The organism is Pararhizobium sp. IMCC3301 (assembly GCF_030758315.1).
Lineage (GTDB): Bacteria > Pseudomonadota > Alphaproteobacteria > Rhizobiales.
The window spans coordinates 131,334-149,550 of the sequence record NZ_CP132336.1 but is presented as its reverse complement, the minus strand read 5'-3'; the positions used below and the strand labels follow the sequence as shown (position 1 = coordinate 149,550).

At 55.0% G+C, this 18,217-nt stretch carries 15 protein-coding genes; 1 reads left to right on the top strand and 14 read right to left on the bottom strand.

What is annotated here, in order from left to right:
• Positions 1-7: 7 nt before the first annotated feature.
• Both RAL88_RS00695 and dnaE read right to left on the bottom strand, forming a co-directional pair.
• A complete protein-coding gene (locus tag RAL88_RS00695) occupies positions 8-1,231 on the bottom strand; it encodes a 30S ribosomal protein S2 (RefSeq protein WP_306266543.1) in 1,224 nt (407 codons plus the stop codon).
• A gap of 242 nt (positions 1,232-1,473) precedes the next feature.
• A complete protein-coding gene (dnaE, locus tag RAL88_RS00690) occupies positions 1,474-5,004 on the bottom strand; it encodes a DNA polymerase III subunit alpha (RefSeq protein ID WP_306266541.1) in 3,531 nt (1,176 codons plus the stop codon).
• Here dnaE and RAL88_RS00685 point away from each other — a divergent pair.
• Positions 4,981-5,250 carry a hypothetical protein gene (locus RAL88_RS00685; RefSeq protein WP_306269804.1) on the top strand — a complete coding sequence of 90 codons (270 nt, stop codon included), beginning with the start codon at positions 4,981-4,983 and terminating at the stop codon, positions 5,248-5,250. The genes dnaE and RAL88_RS00685 overlap by 24 nt on opposite strands.
• A gap of 91 nt (positions 5,251-5,341) precedes the next feature.
• Here RAL88_RS00685 and RAL88_RS00680 read toward each other — a convergent pair whose 3' ends face one another.
• From RAL88_RS00680 to RAL88_RS00625, 12 genes are all read right to left on the bottom strand, one after another.
• Positions 5,342-6,037, bottom strand: a complete 696-nt coding sequence (locus tag RAL88_RS00680) for an ABC transporter ATP-binding protein (RefSeq protein WP_306266539.1) — start codon at positions 6,035-6,037, stop codon at positions 5,342-5,344.
• Positions 6,030-7,322: a lipoprotein-releasing ABC transporter permease subunit gene (locus RAL88_RS00675; RefSeq protein WP_306266537.1), complete on the bottom strand. Its 1,293-nt coding sequence runs from the start codon at positions 7,320-7,322 to the stop codon at positions 6,030-6,032. Before RAL88_RS00675 ends, RAL88_RS00680 begins: the two co-directional genes overlap by 8 nt.
• A 24-nt stretch (positions 7,323-7,346) precedes the next feature.
• Entirely contained in the window at positions 7,347-8,672 is a 1,326-nt protein-coding gene (gene proS, locus RAL88_RS00670; protein ID WP_306266535.1) for a proline--tRNA ligase, read from the bottom strand.
• Between the two features lie 425 nt (positions 8,673-9,097).
• Entirely contained in the window at positions 9,098-9,361 is a 264-nt protein-coding gene (locus tag RAL88_RS00665; RefSeq protein WP_306266534.1) for a DUF1467 family protein, read from the bottom strand.
• A gap of 3 nt (positions 9,362-9,364) precedes the next feature.
• Positions 9,365-9,769 carry a methylmalonyl-CoA epimerase gene (gene mce, locus RAL88_RS00660; RefSeq protein WP_306266533.1) on the bottom strand — a complete coding sequence of 135 codons (405 nt, stop codon included), beginning with the start codon at positions 9,767-9,769 and terminating at the stop codon, positions 9,365-9,367.
• An 18-nt stretch (positions 9,770-9,787) separates the two neighbouring features.
• On the bottom strand, positions 9,788-11,455 hold the full coding sequence (locus RAL88_RS00655; protein WP_306266532.1) for a ribonuclease J: 1,668 nt from the start codon (positions 11,453-11,455) through the stop codon (positions 9,788-9,790).
• Positions 11,456-12,250, bottom strand: coding sequence for a biotin--[acetyl-CoA-carboxylase] ligase (locus RAL88_RS00650; protein ID WP_306266530.1), 795 nt, complete (start codon positions 12,248-12,250; stop codon positions 11,456-11,458).
• A gap of 22 nt (positions 12,251-12,272) precedes the next feature.
• Positions 12,273-13,715: an NADH-quinone oxidoreductase subunit NuoN gene (gene nuoN / locus RAL88_RS00645; protein ID WP_306266529.1), complete on the bottom strand. Its 1,443-nt coding sequence runs from the start codon at positions 13,713-13,715 to the stop codon at positions 12,273-12,275.
• A 24-nt stretch (positions 13,716-13,739) separates the two neighbouring features.
• Complete coding sequence (locus RAL88_RS00640; RefSeq protein WP_306266527.1) at positions 13,740-15,257, bottom strand: NADH-quinone oxidoreductase subunit M; 1,518 nt, start codon at positions 15,255-15,257, stop codon at positions 13,740-13,742.
• Positions 15,257-17,194: an NADH-quinone oxidoreductase subunit L gene (gene nuoL, locus RAL88_RS00635; protein WP_306266526.1), complete on the bottom strand. Its 1,938-nt coding sequence runs from the start codon at positions 17,192-17,194 to the stop codon at positions 15,257-15,259. Before nuoL ends, RAL88_RS00640 begins: the two co-directional genes overlap by 1 nt.
• 6 nt (positions 17,195-17,200) lie before the next feature.
• Positions 17,201-17,509, bottom strand: a complete 309-nt coding sequence (gene nuoK, locus RAL88_RS00630) for an NADH-quinone oxidoreductase subunit NuoK (protein WP_306266524.1) — start codon at positions 17,507-17,509, stop codon at positions 17,201-17,203.
• A 42-nt stretch (positions 17,510-17,551) separates the two neighbouring features.
• A complete protein-coding gene (locus RAL88_RS00625; RefSeq protein ID WP_306266522.1) occupies positions 17,552-18,166 on the bottom strand; it encodes an NADH-quinone oxidoreductase subunit J in 615 nt (204 codons plus the stop codon).
• Positions 18,167-18,217: the final 51 nt, after the last annotated feature.

The following is an 18,217-nucleotide window of genomic DNA, read 5'->3' as shown; positions in this document are numbered from 1 at the left end:
TCAAATGTTACTGGGAAGACAGGGTCGTTGCCTGTTCCACCCAATTGTCGCGATCAATGCGGCCTTTGAATGCCAGCGCATCATCAACCTTGATGATGTCATCAGGGGAGAAGTTGGCGATCTGAGAGAATTTACGGATACCAAGTTCGTGCAGTTTCGTTTCCAGAACGGGACCCACACCGGAAATCTGTTTCAGATCATCGGGTTCACCTTCCGGAGCCTCGAAAAGTGCAACAGGTTCTGCATTTGTATCTGCTTCTTCGGCAGGAGCGGCTGCTTCTTTGGCAGGAGTGGCTGCTTCTTTGGCAGGAGCGGCTGCTTCTTTGGCAGGAGTGGCTGCTTCTTTGGCAGGAGTGGCTGCTTTTGTAGCAGGCGCCTGATCAGCGGCAGCGTCGGCTGTTGGTTCTGCAGGTGCTTCCGTTGAAACTTCAACCGGTGCTTTCGCTACAGCTTCAGCAGGTGCTGGCGCTTCGGCCGGCTCGCTCAGAGCAAGTTCAACAGGAACTTCTTCTGAAGCCCCCAGATCAATGCCCATATCAGTCTGACCACGAGACAGACCATCAATGGCTGCCCGTGCGATCAAATCGCAATAAAGGCTGATGGCGCGACCGGCGTCATCATTTCCGGGAACCGGAAAATCAATGCCATCGGGATTGCTGTTGCTGTCAATAATCGCCGCTATCGGAATATTCAGCCGGCGGGCTTCCTGCAGGGCAATGGCTTCCTTGTTGGTGTCGATCACGAACAGCAGGTTCGGTATGCCACCCATGTCCTTGATACCACCGAGCGCGCGTTCCAGCTTGTCCCGCTCACGGGTCAGCGACAGCCGTTCCTTTTTGGTCAGGCCCTGGGCGCCTTCAGACAGCGTCTCTTCAACCGTGCGCAAGCGCTTGATGGAATTCGACATTGTCTGCCAGTTTGTCAGCATTCCGCCAAGCCAGCGTGCGTTGACATAATATTGTGCTGAACGGCGCGAAGCGTCGGCAACATGATCTGTCGCCTGACGTTTGGTGCCAACGATCAGCACCCGGCCACCTTTGGCGACGGTATCGCTGACGGCCTGCAAAGCCTGATACAGCATTGGCACAGTCTGAGCCAGATCGAGAATATGAACATTGTTGCGGGCGCCGAAGATGAATTTATCCATCTTGGGGTTCCAGCGGTGTGTTTGGTGACCAAAGTGAACGCCTGCTTCAAGCAATTGGCGCATAGAAAAATCGGGCAGAGCCATGACTCTGTTTCTCCTTTACCGGTTTGTCCTCCGGAAAGCAGTCCACGATGTTTTGCCCTGTTCAATTGAAATGAGCGAATTCAACGCGACCGGACGGGTTGGCAGAAACCAAACCAGCTTTCCGTGTGTGATGGCGCGGTACATAGCCCCAAGCTCGCTGCATTGCAACTGGCTTTTGTCTGTAAGTGTGTGTTTGGCCAAACTCAGGCTTTTCGCATCACGACGAATGAGACCTGGCCGGCTTAATTCAGAGTGACATCCACCACGCCGTCGATGGACTTCACCGAGCCGGCAATTTCCGGAGACAGTTTGAAACTGCCGTCCAGTTCAATGACCACATCCCGGCGTCCGCCATCCAGCATCAATACCAGTGACACGGTTCCACCGCTGTTGCGGGTACGCCCGGTTGACGGCGCCGCAGGATTTCCCGGTGAGCCGCCGATCCGCCGGGCAATAGAATTCAAAGGTTGCAGATCACTGGCGAAAATCTGCATTTTGGAAAAGCCGTGTTCGGCAATCTCTTCCAGCGGCGCCAGGGATTGAATGCGTACGCGCACTTCATCGGTTTCGTCGTCCAGATCGGCTCCTATGGTAAAAATGAAAGAATGGCCAAGCTCCAGACGCTCGCGAAACTCCGTCAGTTTCTCCGAATAAAGTGTCGCCTCGAACTGCCCGGACGGGTCCGACAGAACCAGAATCCCCATTCGGTTGCCATTGCGTGTTTTCCGTTCCTGTTTGGAAATGATGGTTGCGGCCAGCTTGCCGGCGCTTTTGCCCTTGCGGGCCAGAGTCTGAAAATCCTCCCAGCGCGGGATTTCCATTTTCTCCAGCACGGATTTGTATTCATCCAGCGGGTGCGCTGTCAGATATAATCCAATCGCCTTGTGCTCACGGATCAGCCTGTCAGCGGTTTTCCACGGCCGGGCTTCAGGCAGAATGATCTTTTCTTTCTGCAGCCCCGCACCGCCAAACAATTCATCCTGGCCGATGCGGGCATTTTCACTGATCCGCTGGGAATGAGCCATGACCCGGTCCAGCCCGGCATCAAGCTGGGCGCGGTTATCGACAAAGATATCAAACGCACCCGAGCAGACCAGCGCGTCAAGGGTTCGCTTGTTGAGAACTTTTGCATCCACGCGTTCGGCAAAATCCGACAAATCGTCAAACGGCCTTTCCTCCCGGGTCTTGACGATCTCGTCAATGACATTGCGCCCGACCCCTTTCAGCGCACCCAGTGCATAGATGATCTGCCCGTCGGCCACTTCAAACTCGTAGCAGGATCTGGCCACGCTGGGCGGCAGAATAGCAACGCCCATGCGGACTGCCTCCTGGCGGAAATCCGACAATTTATCGGTGTTTGCCATATCAAGGGTCATGGTTGCGGCGAGGAACTCGACCGGATAATTCGCCTTCAGATAGGCCGTGTGATAGGCCACAAGCGCATAGGCTGCAGCGTGCGACTTGTTGAACCCGTAATCGGCAAAACGGGCAACCAGATCGAAAATCGTATTGGCCTGAGCTTTGTTGATCTGACGCTCGACAGCACCATTGACGAAACGCTCACGCTGAACGTCCATTTCCGCCTTGATCTTCTTGCCCATTGCGCGGCGCAGCAAATCCGCCTCGCCCAGAGAATAACCCGACAGTTCCTGGGCGATCTGCATCACCTGTTCCTGATAGATGATCACGCCATGCGTCTCTTTCAGAATCTCTTCCAGCGAGGGATGCATGTAGTCCGGCTCTTCGAGCCCGTGTTTGCGCCGGTTATAGGTTGGAATATTATCCATCGGTCCGGGCCGGTACAGTGCCACAAGCGCAATGATATCTTCGAACCTGTCGGGCTTCATGCCTGCCAGCGCCCGTCGCATCCCCTGGCTTTCCAGCTGGAACACGCCGGCAGTCTCGCCGCGCGACAGCATGTCATATGTCTTGCTGTTTTCCAGCGGAACAGTGCTGAGGTCGATGTCGATGCCGCGGCGTCTGATCAGCCCAAGAGCGCGTTCCAGAATTGTCAGAGTTTTCAGGCCGAGAAAGTCAAATTTGACCAGACCGGCCTGCTCGACCCATTTCATATTATATTGAGTGACCGGCATGTCGGACCGAGGATCGCGATACAGCGGCACCAGTTGCTCCAGTGGACGGTCTCCGATTACGATGCCCGCTGCATGGGTTGAAGCGTGACGGTAAAGCCCTTCCAGCCGCGTGGCGATGGAAAACAGCCGTGCCACAACTTCCTCTTCTTGCGCGGCTTCCTTCAGGCGTGGCTCGGTGTCGATAGCTTCCTGCAGAGTCATCGGATTGGCCGGAGTTGAAGGCACCATCTTGCAGAGCCGGTCGACCTGGCCATAGGGCATTTGCAAAACACGCCCGACATCGCGCAGAACCGCCCGCGCCTGCAGGGTTCCAAATGTGATGATCTGCGCAACCTGGGCCGCGCCGTAGCGCTTCTGGACGTAGCGGATCACGCGGTCACGCTTTTCCTGACAAAAGTCGATGTCAAAATCCGGCATCGACACACGGTCGGGATTGAGAAATCGTTCAAACAGCAGGGAGAAGCGCAGCGGATCAATATCGGTGATGGTGAGAGACCAGGCCACCAGCGACCCGGCACCGGAACCGCGACCGGGGCCAACCGGCACGTCATTCTGCTTGGCCCATTTGATGAAATCGGCCACGATGAGGAAATAGCCGGGATATTTCATGCCGACAATCACGTCCAGCTCAAAGGCAAGCCGTTTGTCGTAAGTTTCCCGGTCGACGCCCGGTGCAAGACCCAATTGTGCCAGCCGTTGTTCCAGCCCAAATTGTGCCTGCTGGCGCAATTCACCGGCTTCTCTTTCCAGCAAGTCTGCCGTGTCTTCAACACTGCCGGCCGGGCCCTCCCCATCGCCGGTAAAATTCGGCAAAATGGGATCGTGCTTGTCCGGCCTGAACTGACACCTTTTCGCAATTTCCACGGTGTTTTCCAGCGCTTCGGGCAAATCAGAAAATATGTCAGCCATCTGGCGACGATTTTTGAAATAATGCTGGGGCGTCAGTTTGCGGCGGTCATCTTCCGCCACCATCCGGCCCTCAGCGATGGAAATCAACGCATCATGGGCATCAAAGTCGCTCTGTTCGGGGAAGAAGACTTCATTTGTGGCCACCAGCGGGATCGACTGCTCATAGGCATAGTCCACCAGAAAGCGCTCCGTGTGGCGTTCATTGGGATGCTCATGGCGCTGAAGTTCAATGTAGAACCGATCGCCGAAGATACCACTCAGGGTCTGCAACCGACTCTTGGCCCGGCCCTCATCCCTGGCAACAATCAGTTGATCAACCGCACCTTCCAGCCCGCCGGACAGGCATATCAGCCCTGCGCTGAGTTCCTGCAGAAGTGAGACATGGCTGTGAGACCGGGTTGAAGCATCGGTCTCCAGAAAACTTCGGCTGACCAGCTTTGACAAGTTCAGAAAACCGGCCTCTGTCATGGCCAGCAAGACGACATTGCCAAATCCGGCATCCTGTCGATTGCGGCTGTCCCGGGCACGGGGGTCCGCTTCGAAATCATCGAAATCCACCGTCATCTGACAGCCGATGATTGGCTGGATGCCCTTTGACTGTGCCTTGTCTGAAAATTCAAGCGCTCCGAACAGATTGCCCGTATCGGCGATCCCGACTGCAGGCATCTCGTCTGCTCGGGTCAGATCCAGAACTTTTTTAATCTGCAACGCCCCTTCCAGAAGGGAGTAAGCCGAGTGAACTCTGAGATGGATAAAGCCCGGATCGGACATGCAGCGACTCGCGGTTGGAAACCTGTTCTGGGCCTATTATCGCTGCTGGCCGGCAGCCGGTCCAGCGTGAAGGCCGGCTTTCCACATTTGTATACAGCCATCAGCAGCTGCGCCCGCTCCGTGTTTCAATCGACCCCTCAAAAACCGGAAAGAACTGCCCAGTCGCTCAAAAAGGTCACCAGAACTGAAAACATGATCAAGGTGAGAAAGGCTGTTATGTCTCTGACGGGAAAATACATTTTTTGATCTCCTCTGAATGTGAGATCCTATAATGTTCTATTTTTGTTCTCACCGCAACAATGAGAACATAAATAGAACAAACACGGTAAACAAGACCCTAAAGAGGCGCTATGTGCTGGTCGCGTATGGTGATCATCCGGTCCATCCGGGACGCAAGATCGAGATTATGGGTCGCCACCAGAGCCGACAATCCCGACGCCTTGACCAGTTGCGACAAAGCATCAAACACATAATCCGAGGTTTTGGGGTCGAGATTCCCGGTCGGCTCATCGGCCAGCAGAATTTTCGGGCTGTTGGCGACCGCTCGGGCTATCGCCACACGTTGCTGTTCGCCGCCGGACAATTCGGCGGGCCGATGGCTGCCTCGGTGGTCGATGTGGAGATATTCCAGCAGAACCTGAGCACGTTTGCTGGCCTCGGACTTGTTAAAGCCACGGATCAACTGCGGCATGGCAATGTTCTCAATTGCGGTGAACTCCGGCAACAGATGATGGAACTGGTAGACGATGCCGATTTCCGTGCGCCGCATTCCGGTCAGCGCTTTGTCATCCAGCTTGTGGCAGGCAGCTCCCCCAACATAGACTTCGCCACTGGTCGGCTTTTCCAGCAGACCGGCAATATGAAGCAATGTCGATTTGCCGGTGCCCGACGGTGCCACCAGGGCAACCATTTCCCCTGACTTTAATGTCAGATCGGCATCCTTCAATACTGTCAGGGTGGAATCGCCCTGACCGTAGGTTTTCTCAATACCAATGAGTTGCATGGTCGGCTGCTGGCCGGCTTCTTTATTCATAACGCAAGGCATCCACAGGATCGAGACGGGCCGCACGCCAAGCCGGATAAAGCGTTGCCAAAAATGACAGAACAAGAGCCATGATCACCACTGAAGCGACCTCCGAGGGATCCATATCAGCAGGCAGGCGGCTGAGAAAATACAGTTCCGGAGAAAACAGTTCAGTTTCCGTCAGACGCGACAGAAACTGACGGATATTCTCGATGTTCAGGCAAACCACGGTTCCGAGCACAAAACCGGCGAGTGTGCCAAGCATGCCGATGCTCGCGCCGGTGATGAAAAATATCCGCATGATAGCACCGCGTGTTGCGCCCATGGTGCGCAGAACGGCGATGTCCCTGCCCTTGTCTTTCACCAGCATGATGAGACCGGAAATAATATTGAGCGCCGCGACGAGTACAATCAGAGTGAGGATGATGAACATCACATTGCGTTCGACCTCCAGTGCGGAAAAGAAAGTGGCGTTGCGCTGTTGCCAGTCGGTGATGAAAATCGGCCGCTCAGCGGCTTCCATGACCGGGCCGCGCAGCAGGCCTACACTATCGGGGTCCTGTAGATAGACCTCGATAAAGGAGACCGCATCGTCCTTGTTGAAATAGAGTTGCGCTTCGACCTGTGGCATGAAGACGAAAGTGGCATCATATTCAGACATGCCAAGCTGAAATATGGCTGTGATCGGATAGGCTTTGACCCGCGGTGCGACGCCCATCGGTGTTACCGCCCCACGCGGCGAAACCAGCGTCATGCGGTCGCCCAATTGCAGGCCGAGACCGGCGGCAAGACGTGATCCGACAGCGAGACCACCTGCTTCGTCAAAGCCCTGAAGCGTGCCTTGCAGCACATTGTCGATGACCGCAGGCATTTTCGCAAAATCCGCCTCGCGCACACCGCGCACAAGCACGCCGCTGCTGGTTTCCCGTCCGGACGCCAGCACCTGCCCTTCGACAACGGGAATGGCGGCCCGGACCTGTTCAAGCTTCGACACTCTTTCCGACACCGCATCGAAATCATTCAGCGGGCCATCAATCGGCTCGAGGATCATGTGGCCGTTAATACCCAGAATCTTGCCGAGCAATTCAGTTCGAAATCCGTTCATCACCGCCATCACGATAATCAGCGCAGCGACACCCAACATGATACCGGCAAAGGAAAACCCGGCTATTGCCGATATGGATGCTTCCTTGCGCCGGGAGCGCAGATAACGCCCGGCCAACATCCATTCGAACCGTGAAAACGGCTTGGTGCCGTTGGGCGCGTCCGTCAAATCTGGAGCCAGGTCTGTCATAGAATCTCTCTGTCGGGCGAATGATCAGGCCAGCGCAGCCTGCAGCCTGTTGAATGCTGCATCCGGGGTCAGGCTTTCACGCTCGCCGGTGCGGCGGTTTTTCAGCTCTATTTCCCCGCTCTCTACACCTTTCGGCCCGACAATCAACTGCCAGGGCAGACCGATCAGATCCATGGATGCAAATTTGCCGCCCGCGCGCATGTCACGATCATCGTAAAGCACAGAGATTCCGGCCTTATTAAGGCGGTCATAGAGATCCTCACAGGCCGAATCGGTGGCCTCGTGCCCGGTCTTCAGGCTGATCAGACCGACCTGAAATGGAGCAACGGATTGTGGCCAGATGATGCCATTCTCATCGTGACTGGCTTCGATGATGGCGCCCATCAGCCGTGAAACGCCAATCCCGTAGGACCCCATATGAACCGGCACGTCCACGCCATCAGGCCCGGCAACACGCGCATTCATCGGTTCGGAATATTTGGTGCCGAAATAGAATATGTGGCCAACCTCAATGCCTCTGGCAGACACCCTGTCCGCTTCGGGAATCCTGGCGAAGGCTGCTTCGTCATGCATCTCTTCGGTAGCGGCATATTGGGCGGTATACTTATCCACCCAGGGAGACAGGTCGCCATCGAAATCAACTGTCTCGTCGGGCACCGGCAGGTCGAGAAAATCGCGATGACAGAACACCTCACTCTCGCCAGTGTCAGCCAGCACGATGAATTCGTGGGTCATGTCGCCACCGATCGGCCCGGAATCCGCTTTCATGGGAATGGCTGTCAAACCAAGCCGCTGATAGGTCCGCAAATAGGCGACAAACATCCGATTGTAGGATTTGCGGGCCTCTTCCTTATTCAGATCAAACGAATAGGCATCCTTCATCAGGAATTCACGACCCCGCATGATACCGAAACGCGGGCGCACCTCATCGCGGAACTTCCACTGAATGTGGTACAGATTCAGCGGCAAATCCTTGTAGGACTTGACCGATCCGCGAAAGATGTCGGTGACCATTTCCTCATTGGTGGGACCATACAGCATGTCGCGTTCATGGCGGTCGGCAATCCGCAGCATTTCCTTACCGTAATCATCATAGCGTCCGCTTTCGCGCCACAGATCAGCAGGCTGAATTGTCGGCATCAGCAATTCCACAGCACCAGCACGATTCTGTTCCTCTCGGACAATCGCCTCGACATTTTTCAGGACTGCCTGCCCGAATGGCAGCCAGGAATAGATACCGGCAGATTGCTGCCGTATCATTCCCGCACGCAGCATCAGGCGATGAGAGATGATTTCAGCTTCTTTTGGGGTTTCCTTGAGGATGGGTAGAAAATAGCGGGAGAGACGCATTTGGATTCCGATTACAACAAACCTGGGATGTAAATCAGAGAAACCGTATGGCTGGCAAAAACACAAGTGTTTTGTTCGCAACGGCAAACATGATCCCAGAGATGTCGTCCAGAACCCGTTTCAGTAAAAAAAGCACCCGGATCATCACAATATGGTGACAAAACCAAATTTCGGCGTTAGGTTTAAATTTGAAGGTGGCGACAAGCTGCCTTCTTTCGCGGTCTTAGTCTTGGGAGGGAGTGTTTCCATTGCGCGGTTTTGCCAGCGCAGATTCGAAACGATACATTTGACTTCAATTCGAATTGGAAACAGGAACGCGGAAAATGAGAGAGCGGAGGCTTTGCCTCCGCTCTTTTTTTTCGCTTGCCAGCCGGCATATGCGTGATTTCCATAAAGCAGGTTTTGCCAATGTCGAGCCTGCGCAATCAGTAGGTGGGCAGAAACGGAATATCGTCCAATCCTATTTCCAAAACCTCGCGCAGAAAATAAAATGTTGCGAATATCAGCAGCGATAGGATGGTGGTCGCGATCGCCTTTCTGCCAATGCCGGCGCTGATCGGGGCACCTCGATCAGTCCCGAGGGCCATGTCCTCGGCTTCATTCTGGGCGCGCACACCGAAAGGCAGAGTGACGAACAGCACCAGCCACCAGATGATGAAATAAATAGCAACACCGCTTAAAAATGACATGGTTCAAACTTGCTCCAGCTCAATCAACGTGCCCTGAAAATCCTTTGGGTGCAGGAATAACACAGGCTTTCCATGGGCCCCTGTCCTGGGCTCTCCATCGCCCAGCACACGCATGCCATCTGCTCGCAATTTGTCCCGTGCCTGAAGGATATCGGCAACTTCATAACAGATGTGGTGAATGCCACCCGAGGGGTGTTTCTCCAGAAAGCCCGCAATCGGAGAAGCGTCGCCAAGCGGCTCCAGCAATTCGATTTTGGTGTTCGGCAACTCGATGAAAACAACCGTGACACCGTGCTCTGCAAGCGGCATCGGTTCCGACACAATTGCACCCAGCGTACCGGCATAAAGCGCTACAGCGGCGTTCAGATCGGGAACCGCAATGGCTACGTGGTTGAGGCGATCCAGCATGGCGTCGGGTTCCCGGTGTCAGACGATATGAACCCGGACCTGGCAGACCGGTTTCTTGCCCCAGATATTCTGCACTTCACCGCGAATGGCCCGGCGTATTGATTCTTCCAGCGCGCCGGAATTCTTGCGCCGTTTTGCCGACATACTGTCGAGCACGCCATCAATCGCATCGAGTATGATGTCCTCAAAGTCAGCGCCCCTGTCATCGACATCGGGAAGTCCGAAAAGATCGACTGCCGGCTCATCCAGAATTTCGCCCTGCCGCGATACCACCAGCGATACCGACACCACTCCGGCAAAGGAGAGTTTGCGGCGCTCATCGACCCCACCAGTTTCCGGCGAGGTTACAAGCTTGCCGTCCTTGTAAAGCCGTCCGGCCTGCTTGTTGTCAATGATTTCCGGCTTGCCCGGCGCCAGCCGCACCATTGATCCGTTGCGAATTTCGACCACATGTTTAACGCCCTGCTCTGCAGCAAGCCGGGCATGAGCAGACAGGTGCAAAGGTTCGCCATGAACCGGTACCGCTATTTCCGGCTTTATCCAGTCATACATCTGCACCAATTCGCCGCGACGGGGATGACCGGATACGTGCACCAGGCCGTCACGATCGGTGATGACCTCAAGTCCCTGATCACACAAGCTGTTGATGACGGTATTCACCGGCACTTCGTTACCCGGAATGGTGCGGGATGAGAAAATCACACGGTCGCCGGACACCAGTTTGATGTTGCGATGACTGCCACTTGCAATGCGAGCCAGGGCCGCCCGGTCCTCGCCCTGGCTTCCGGTGCACATCACAAGCACCTTGTCGCGCGGAAGATGGCCGAAATCGTCCTCGCTGAGGAATGGTTTGAGCCCGTCAAAATAGCCCAGTTCCCTTGAAATTGTCGCAACGCGCTGCATCGCCCGCCCGACCAGAATGACGTCCCGCCCGGCGCGCTGCGCGACTTCAGCAACGGTCTTCATGCGCGCCACATTGGATGCAAAGGATGTCACCGCGACCCGCTGCGGGGCATCCTTGATAAACTCGTAAAGCCCGGCTGCAATATCCGCCTCACTGGGACTGATGCCTTCGCGCACTGCGTTGGTGGAATCACACACCAGTGCCAGCACGCCCTCTTCGCCGATCTGCTTCATGCGATCGACGTCCATCGCTTTGCCAACGACGGGCGTGGGATCAATCTTCCAGTCCCCGGTGTGCAGCGCGGTTCCAAGCGGTGTGCGGATGACCAGCGCATTGGGCTCGGGAATAGAGTGGGAAACCGGCACCATTTCAAGATCAAACGGTCCCAGCGACCAGCGCTCGCTCTGACTGATTGTCGTCACCGGAATCTTTCCTGCCCAGGGCGCGCTGGCAAGTTTTGCTTCCAGCATCGCCGCCGTAAACGGCGTGGCATACACCGGCGCACCGACCCGGTGCCACAAATCCACAAGGCCGCCATAATGGTCTTCGTGAGCATGGGTCAGAACAATGCCGAGAACATTCTTCTTTTCGGATTCCAGAAAGCTGATATCGGGGAAAATGAGATCGACGCCCGGTTGAGTCTCCCGGGCAAAACCCAGCCCGAAATCCACCACAATCCAGGACTTCCTGCCGGCCGGGCCAAAACCGTACAGTCCAAGATTCATCCCGATTTCGCCAACCCCGCCCAATGGCAGAAATACGAATTGATTCTGATCGTTCATTTAGTGTCCTTCTGGCGGGCGGCTTTGCTGCGGCAACATGAAGACATCGCCTGCGGAAATGACGCTTGTGCCGTTTTCGGGGTGGGAAAGCAAGAGCCGTCCCTGCTCATCAAGGCCGTCAAATCGTCCCGTCAGTTCCCTGTCATTCAGCCGTACTGTGATCAGTTCGCCAACTCCGCTGGCGCGGCTGAGCCAGTCCGCCCGAATGGCGGCGAAATTCGCACCGGCCTGCCAGTCTGCCAGTGCGGCTGCAACTTCGGCGCTGAACAGCTTGAACATGACAGGCACCGAAATATTGTGGCCTTGCGCGGCAAAATTCGTCACAGCGTAAGGCATGGAATCCGGACTGGTGACACAATTGACACCGCAGCCGATGACAATTCCGGTGCGGTCCTGCAGCTGCGTCGCTTCCATCAGAATGCCGGCCACTTTCTTGCGATCATAGAGCAGGTCATTTGGCCATTTCACCGTCAGCCGGGTCTGAACCGTTGGCGGCAGCGCGCGCGACAGCGCCTTGTGCAGTGCCAGGGAAATCACAAATGCCATTTGTGGCAAAGTTTCGGATGAAGCGGGATCGACCAGCAGCAGCGATCCGTAGAAATTACCCGGCGGCGACACCCAGTCCCGGCCGCGCCTGCCCTTTCCGAGCAATTGTTCGTCTGCCGTAACCCAAAGTGCTTCCCTGCGCCCTTCCCGGAAGGCATCAAGCGCCAGATCATTAGTCGATCCGACGCTTGCAAAATGCTGATGTGCAATGGATTTGAGTGGCGTCATATCCGCCTCAGATCGCTTCATGTCTGGGTATTCATAAATCGATCTAGAAAAATGTTTTGGCAGCGGTTGTGGCAGCACTCGCCAACGCACCGTTGAAGGCAATGAAAACCAGCACAAAGATGCCCGCGCCGCCCAGAACCAGACGCAACTCAGTCGGCATCGGCTCAAAGGCATCGACCGGATCATCGAAATACATGATCTTGACGATGCGCAGATAATAATATGCACCGACAACGCTCGACAGCACACCGAGCACAGCCAGCACATAAAGCCCGGAATCCACAGCAGCGACAAACACATAATATTTTGCGAAAAAGCCTGCAACTGGCGGGATACCGGCCAGCGAGAACATGATCATCGCAAACAAAAAGGCCATCAATGGATTCGTTCTCGACAGGCCGGACAATTCATCAATGTCTTCGACCATGCCGTCCTTGCGGCGCATCGCCAGTATACAGGCAAAGGCACCAAGAGTTGTGACCAGATAGATCGATAGATAGATGATAACGCCTTTAACGCCGGTCTGTGTGCCTGCAGCCAGCCCGACCAGCGCAAAGCCCATATGGCCGATCGAGGAATAGGCCATCAGCCGCTTGATGTTGCGCTGTCCGATAGCGGCAAAGGCCCCCAGCGCCATCGAGGCAATGGAGATGAAGGTGACAATTTGCTGCCAGTCGAATGTTGCGGTCTGGAAGGCGCCATAGGTGACGCGGATGAGCAACGCCATGGCAGCGATTTTCGGTGCCGCGGCAAAAAATGCGGTGACCGGTGTCGGCGCACCCTCATAGACATCCGGTGTCCACATGTGAAACGGAACTGCCGAAATCTTGAAGGCCAGACCGGACAGAACAAACACCATTCCAAAAAGAAAACCGACATTGCGCTCCCCCTCGCCAATGGCGGCGGCAATGCTGGCAAATTCGATATGGCCGGTAAATCCGTAAACCAGGGATATGCCGTAAAGCAGCATTCCGGACGACAATGCGCCCAGCACGAAGTATTTCAGCCCGGCCTCTGTCGAGCGCACAGAATCGCGGTTGATCGCGGCGATCACATAGAGCGCCAGTGACTGCAATTCCAGGCCGAGATAAAGCGACAGCATGGTGGTCGCGGAAATCATCATCATCATGCCCAATGTCGCAAGCATGATGAGGATCGGATATTCGAATGTCTCAAATTGCTCGGCGCGCGCGAACCCGACAGACATGGCAATGGCTACTGCCGAACCAAACAGGGTTATGACCTTCATGAAACGCGCAAACGGGTCGAGAACGAAGGCGCCGCCGAACGTTTCACCCAGCGGAACGGTGAGGATCAGCATGACAAGGGCTACAACCAGAACAGCCACGCAAATGCCGGTAATGATCGGCGTCATGCGGTTGCCGCCAAACGCGCCCAGCATCAGAAGACCCATTGCGGAAACGGCCAGCAGGATTTCTGGCAATGCAGGCCCGAGATCCGAAATGAAGGTCAAATCTTGTATCATGCTCGTTGGTCCAACCTTACGATTCTATTGGGCAAGTGTGGTTTCAGACAATTGACCGGCAGCAGCGATGGCCGCCTGGTAATTGGCGATCAGATTATCAACCGATGCAGCTGTCACATTGAGCACCGGCATCGGATAGAAGCCGAAGAAAATGGTCAGGACCAGCAGCGGCACCAGAATGATTTTCTCGCGCGGGCTCAAATCCAGAATTGTCTTCAGACTTTGCTTGTTTAGCTGACCAAATACCACCCGGCGATACAGCCACAAGGCATAGGCCGCCGACAGAATAACGCCGGTGGTCGCCAGGATCGCCACCCAGGTGTTGACCTGGAAGACACCGACCAGCACCAGGAACTCACCGACAAATCCACTGGTACCCGGCAGCCCGACATTGGCCATGGTGAATATCAGCAGGATGACGGCGTAGAACGGCATTCTGTTGACCAGTCCACCATAAGCAGCAATTTCGCGGGTGTGCATACGATCATAGATAACGCCAACGCAAAGGAACAATGCGCCCGAAATCAGTCCGTGGGACAGCATCTGAAAAATACCACCCTGCACGCCCTGTACCGTGACAGTAAATATGCCGATTGTGACATAGCCCATATGGGCAACCGAAGAGTAGGCGATCAGCTTCTTGATGTCTTCCTGCATCAGCGCGACCAGAGATGTGTAGATGATGGCAATCACCGATAAAGCGTAAACCAGCGGTGCGAAATCTGCCGACGCCAGCGGAAACATGGGAAGTGAAAACCGCAAAAATCCGTAACCGCCCAATTTCAGCAAGATGCCTGCAAGAATGACGGATCCGGCTGTTGGCGCCTCCACATGGGCATCAGGCAACCAGGTGTGGACCGGCCACATCGGCAGCTTTACGGCAAAACTGGCAAAAAAAGCGAGCCACAGCCATGTCTGCATTCCTGGCGGAAACTGGTAGGCCAGAAGGGTGGGAATATCGGTTGTTCCAGCTTCCCAATACATCGCCATGATGGCAATCAGCATCAGCACCGAGCCGAGCAACGTGTATAGAAAGAACTTGAACGAAGCATAGACCCGCCGCGCTCCGCCCCACACGCCGATAATCAGGAACATGGGAATCAGGCCGGCTTCGAAAAAGATGTAGAACAGAACCAGATCGAGAGCGCAGAACACACCGATCATGAAGGTTTCAAGCACCAGAAAGGCGATCATGTATTCCTTCAGGCGCTTGTCGATGGAATTCCAGCTGGCCAAAATACAAAGCGGCATCAACAGGGTCGTCAAGATGACGAACAGCATGGAAATGCCGTCAACACCCATCTTGTAATTGAAAATGCCGTCCGCCAGAGCAGCGTCTTCCACCATCTGAAAGCCTGCAACCTGTGTGTCGAAGCCAACCCAGATGAAGAGCGAGACCAGAAACGTTACGATGGTGGTCCACAAGGCGACATTGCGGATATTGCGCCGTGCAATATCATCATCACCGCGAACCAGCAGGATCAACAGGGCACCAACCAGCGGAAGGAAGGTGACAGTTGTAAGAATCGGCCAACTGCTCATCAGTTTGCCCCTCCGCTGAAGGTCATCCATGTGATCAGCGCGGCAACGCCGATCATCATTGCGAATGCGTAGTGATACAGATAGCCGCTTTGCAACTTAACAACTCTTTGGGTTACGTCTGAAACGCGGGCGGCAACGCCATCGGGACCAAGGCCGTCGATGAACCAGCCATCCCCCTTTTTCCAGAGGAAGCGGCCGATCCATTTCGCAGGACGGACAAAAATCACGTCATAGATTTCGTCGAAATACCATTTGTTCAACAGGAACCGATACAGGATGCCATGCTCTTCCGCGAGGCGTCGGGGCGTGTCGGGTGACAGGATGTAGAAATAGAACGACACCACAAAGCCCAGGACCATGGCGAAGAACGGCGACCAGACCACCCAGCCGGGTACGCCATGGAAATCTTCCATGATGGTGTTGTCTTCGCCATAGAACAGCGACTCCCGCCAGAATTCTTCAAAACCGTGGCCAATGAAATATCCGGAGAAAATCGCGCCTGCAAACAAGGCGCCAATAGCCAGTAACACCAGTGGCACGGTCATCACCCTGGGAGACTCATGCACATGGGCCATGACATCGGCCGATGCGCGCGCCTTGCCATGGAAGGTGAGGAAAATCAGCCGCCAGGAATAAAAACTGGTGAAGACGGCCGCGACAATGGTCATCACATAGGCGAAACCGCCTGCCTGGCCGCCAAACGCATAGGCCGACTCGATAATTGCATCCTTGGAAAAATATCCGGCGGTAAACGGAAAACCAGTCAGTGCCAGGGTGCCGACAATCATCATGCCGTAACTCAATGGAATATATTTCCGCAGCCCACCCATTTTGCGCATGTCCTGTTCATTGCTGACAGCGTGAATGACCGATCCGGCACCGAGGAACAACAGCGCCTTGAAAAACGCATGCGTGAAGAGGTGGAACATACCGGCAGAATAGGCCCCTACCCCGAGCGCCACGAACATGTAGCCAAGCTGAGAACAGGTCGAATAGGCGACGACACGTTTGATATCGTTCTGGACCAGAGCCACGGTTGCCGCAAAGAACGCCGTAATTGCGCCGACATAGATAACCACCAGAGATGCATTGGGGGCATATTCGAATACCGGTGACATGCGGGCCACCAGAAATACACCGGCGGTGACCATGGTTGCGGCATGGATCAGAGCGGAAACAGGGGTCGGACCTTCCATTGCATCAGGCAACCATGTGTGCAGCAGGAACTGGGCTGATTTGCCCATTGCGCCCATGAACAACAACAGACAGATCGTGGTCAGGGCATCCAGCTCCATGCCTGCGAACTGAATGGTTTGGCCCTCAAGCGAGGCGGCATTGGCAAAAACGGCATCCAGATTGATTGTCCCGGTCATCCAGAACAGGGCAAAGATGCCGAGCAGAAAGCCGAAATCGCCGACACGGTTGACAATGAAGGCTTTCATGGCGGCCGCATTGGCCGACGGCTTCTGATACCAGAAGCCGATCAGAAGATAGGAGGCAAGGCCAACGCCTTCCCAGCCGAAAAACAACTGCAGCAAATTGTCGGCCGTGACCAGGGCGAGCATGGCGAAGGTAAACAGCGACAGATAACCAAAGAAACGAACACGGTGCGGATCATCATGCATGTAGCCGATGGAATAGATATGCACGAGGGCTGAAACACTGTTGACGACCACCAGCATAACCACGGTCAGCGTGTCGATGCGCAAGGCCCAGTCTACCGACAGGGTTCCTGAATCTATCCAGGAGAATACCGCAATGGTCTGGGTTTCGCCTTCAGCAACGCCAACGACAAAAAACGCGATCCAGGACAGCAGCGCCGAAATTACCACAAGCCCGGATGTCAGATATTCGACATTGCGCGCGCCGAGGCGGTTGCCAAAAAGCCCGGCAATCAGGAAGCCGACAAGCGGAAAGAATACAATGGCTGAATACATTGCCGGTCAGCCTTTCATCATGTTGACGTCTTCCACGGCAATCGAGCCGCGGTTACGGAAGAAGGCGACAAGTATGGCCAGACCAATTGCCGCTTCGGCGGCTGCGACCGTCAGGATGAACAAGGCGAATACCTGCCCGACCAGATCGCCCAGGTAGGATGAGAAAGCCACGAAATTCAGATTGACCGCCAGCAGGATCAACTCCACTGACATCAAGATGACAATGACATTCTTCCTGTTGAGGAAGATACCCAAAACACCGAGCGTGAACAGTATGGCTGCCACTGTCAGATAATGTGCAAGGCCGATTTCCATTGGAGAACCCAAACTTTCCGTGTCAGACCGTCAGCTGCCGCTTCAGATCCCTTTTCCTGATTCCACTTTACGCACTTCAATTGACGTTTCAGGCCGGCGCGCCACCTGATCCGCGATATTCTGCCGTTTGACGCCTTCCTTGTGATGCAATGTCAGCACAATGGCGCCGATCATGGCGACCAGAAGCACCAGACCGGCGGTCTGGAAGTAGAAGATGTATTTTGTATAAAGCAGCCTTCCCAGAGCCTCGGTATTGGAGAGAATTTCCGGGTCCGGAATGGCAACAACCGGATTGGCTGTCAGTTCCGGTGCAATTGCATAGCTCGCCACCACCATTATCAGCTCGATCAGCAAAATCATTCCGATGATCGCGCCAACCGGGAGATACTGCAGAAACCCCTGCCGCAATTCAGCGAAATCCACATCCAGCATCATCACCACAAACAGGAACAACACCGCGACCGCGCCGACATAGACTACCACCAGGATCATGGCGAGAAATTCCGCACCGAGCATCAAAAACAAGGCTGCGCAATTGAAGAAAGCCAAAATCAGGAACAATACGGAATGCACCGGATTGCGCGATGAAATTACCATAAAGCCAGCCGCCAGGGTGATGGCGGCAAACAGGTAAAAGAATAGGCTCGTCAGTATCATGTTTAGCCCCGAACAGTGCCGATGGCACCAAGGTTCATTTCAGATGCGCGC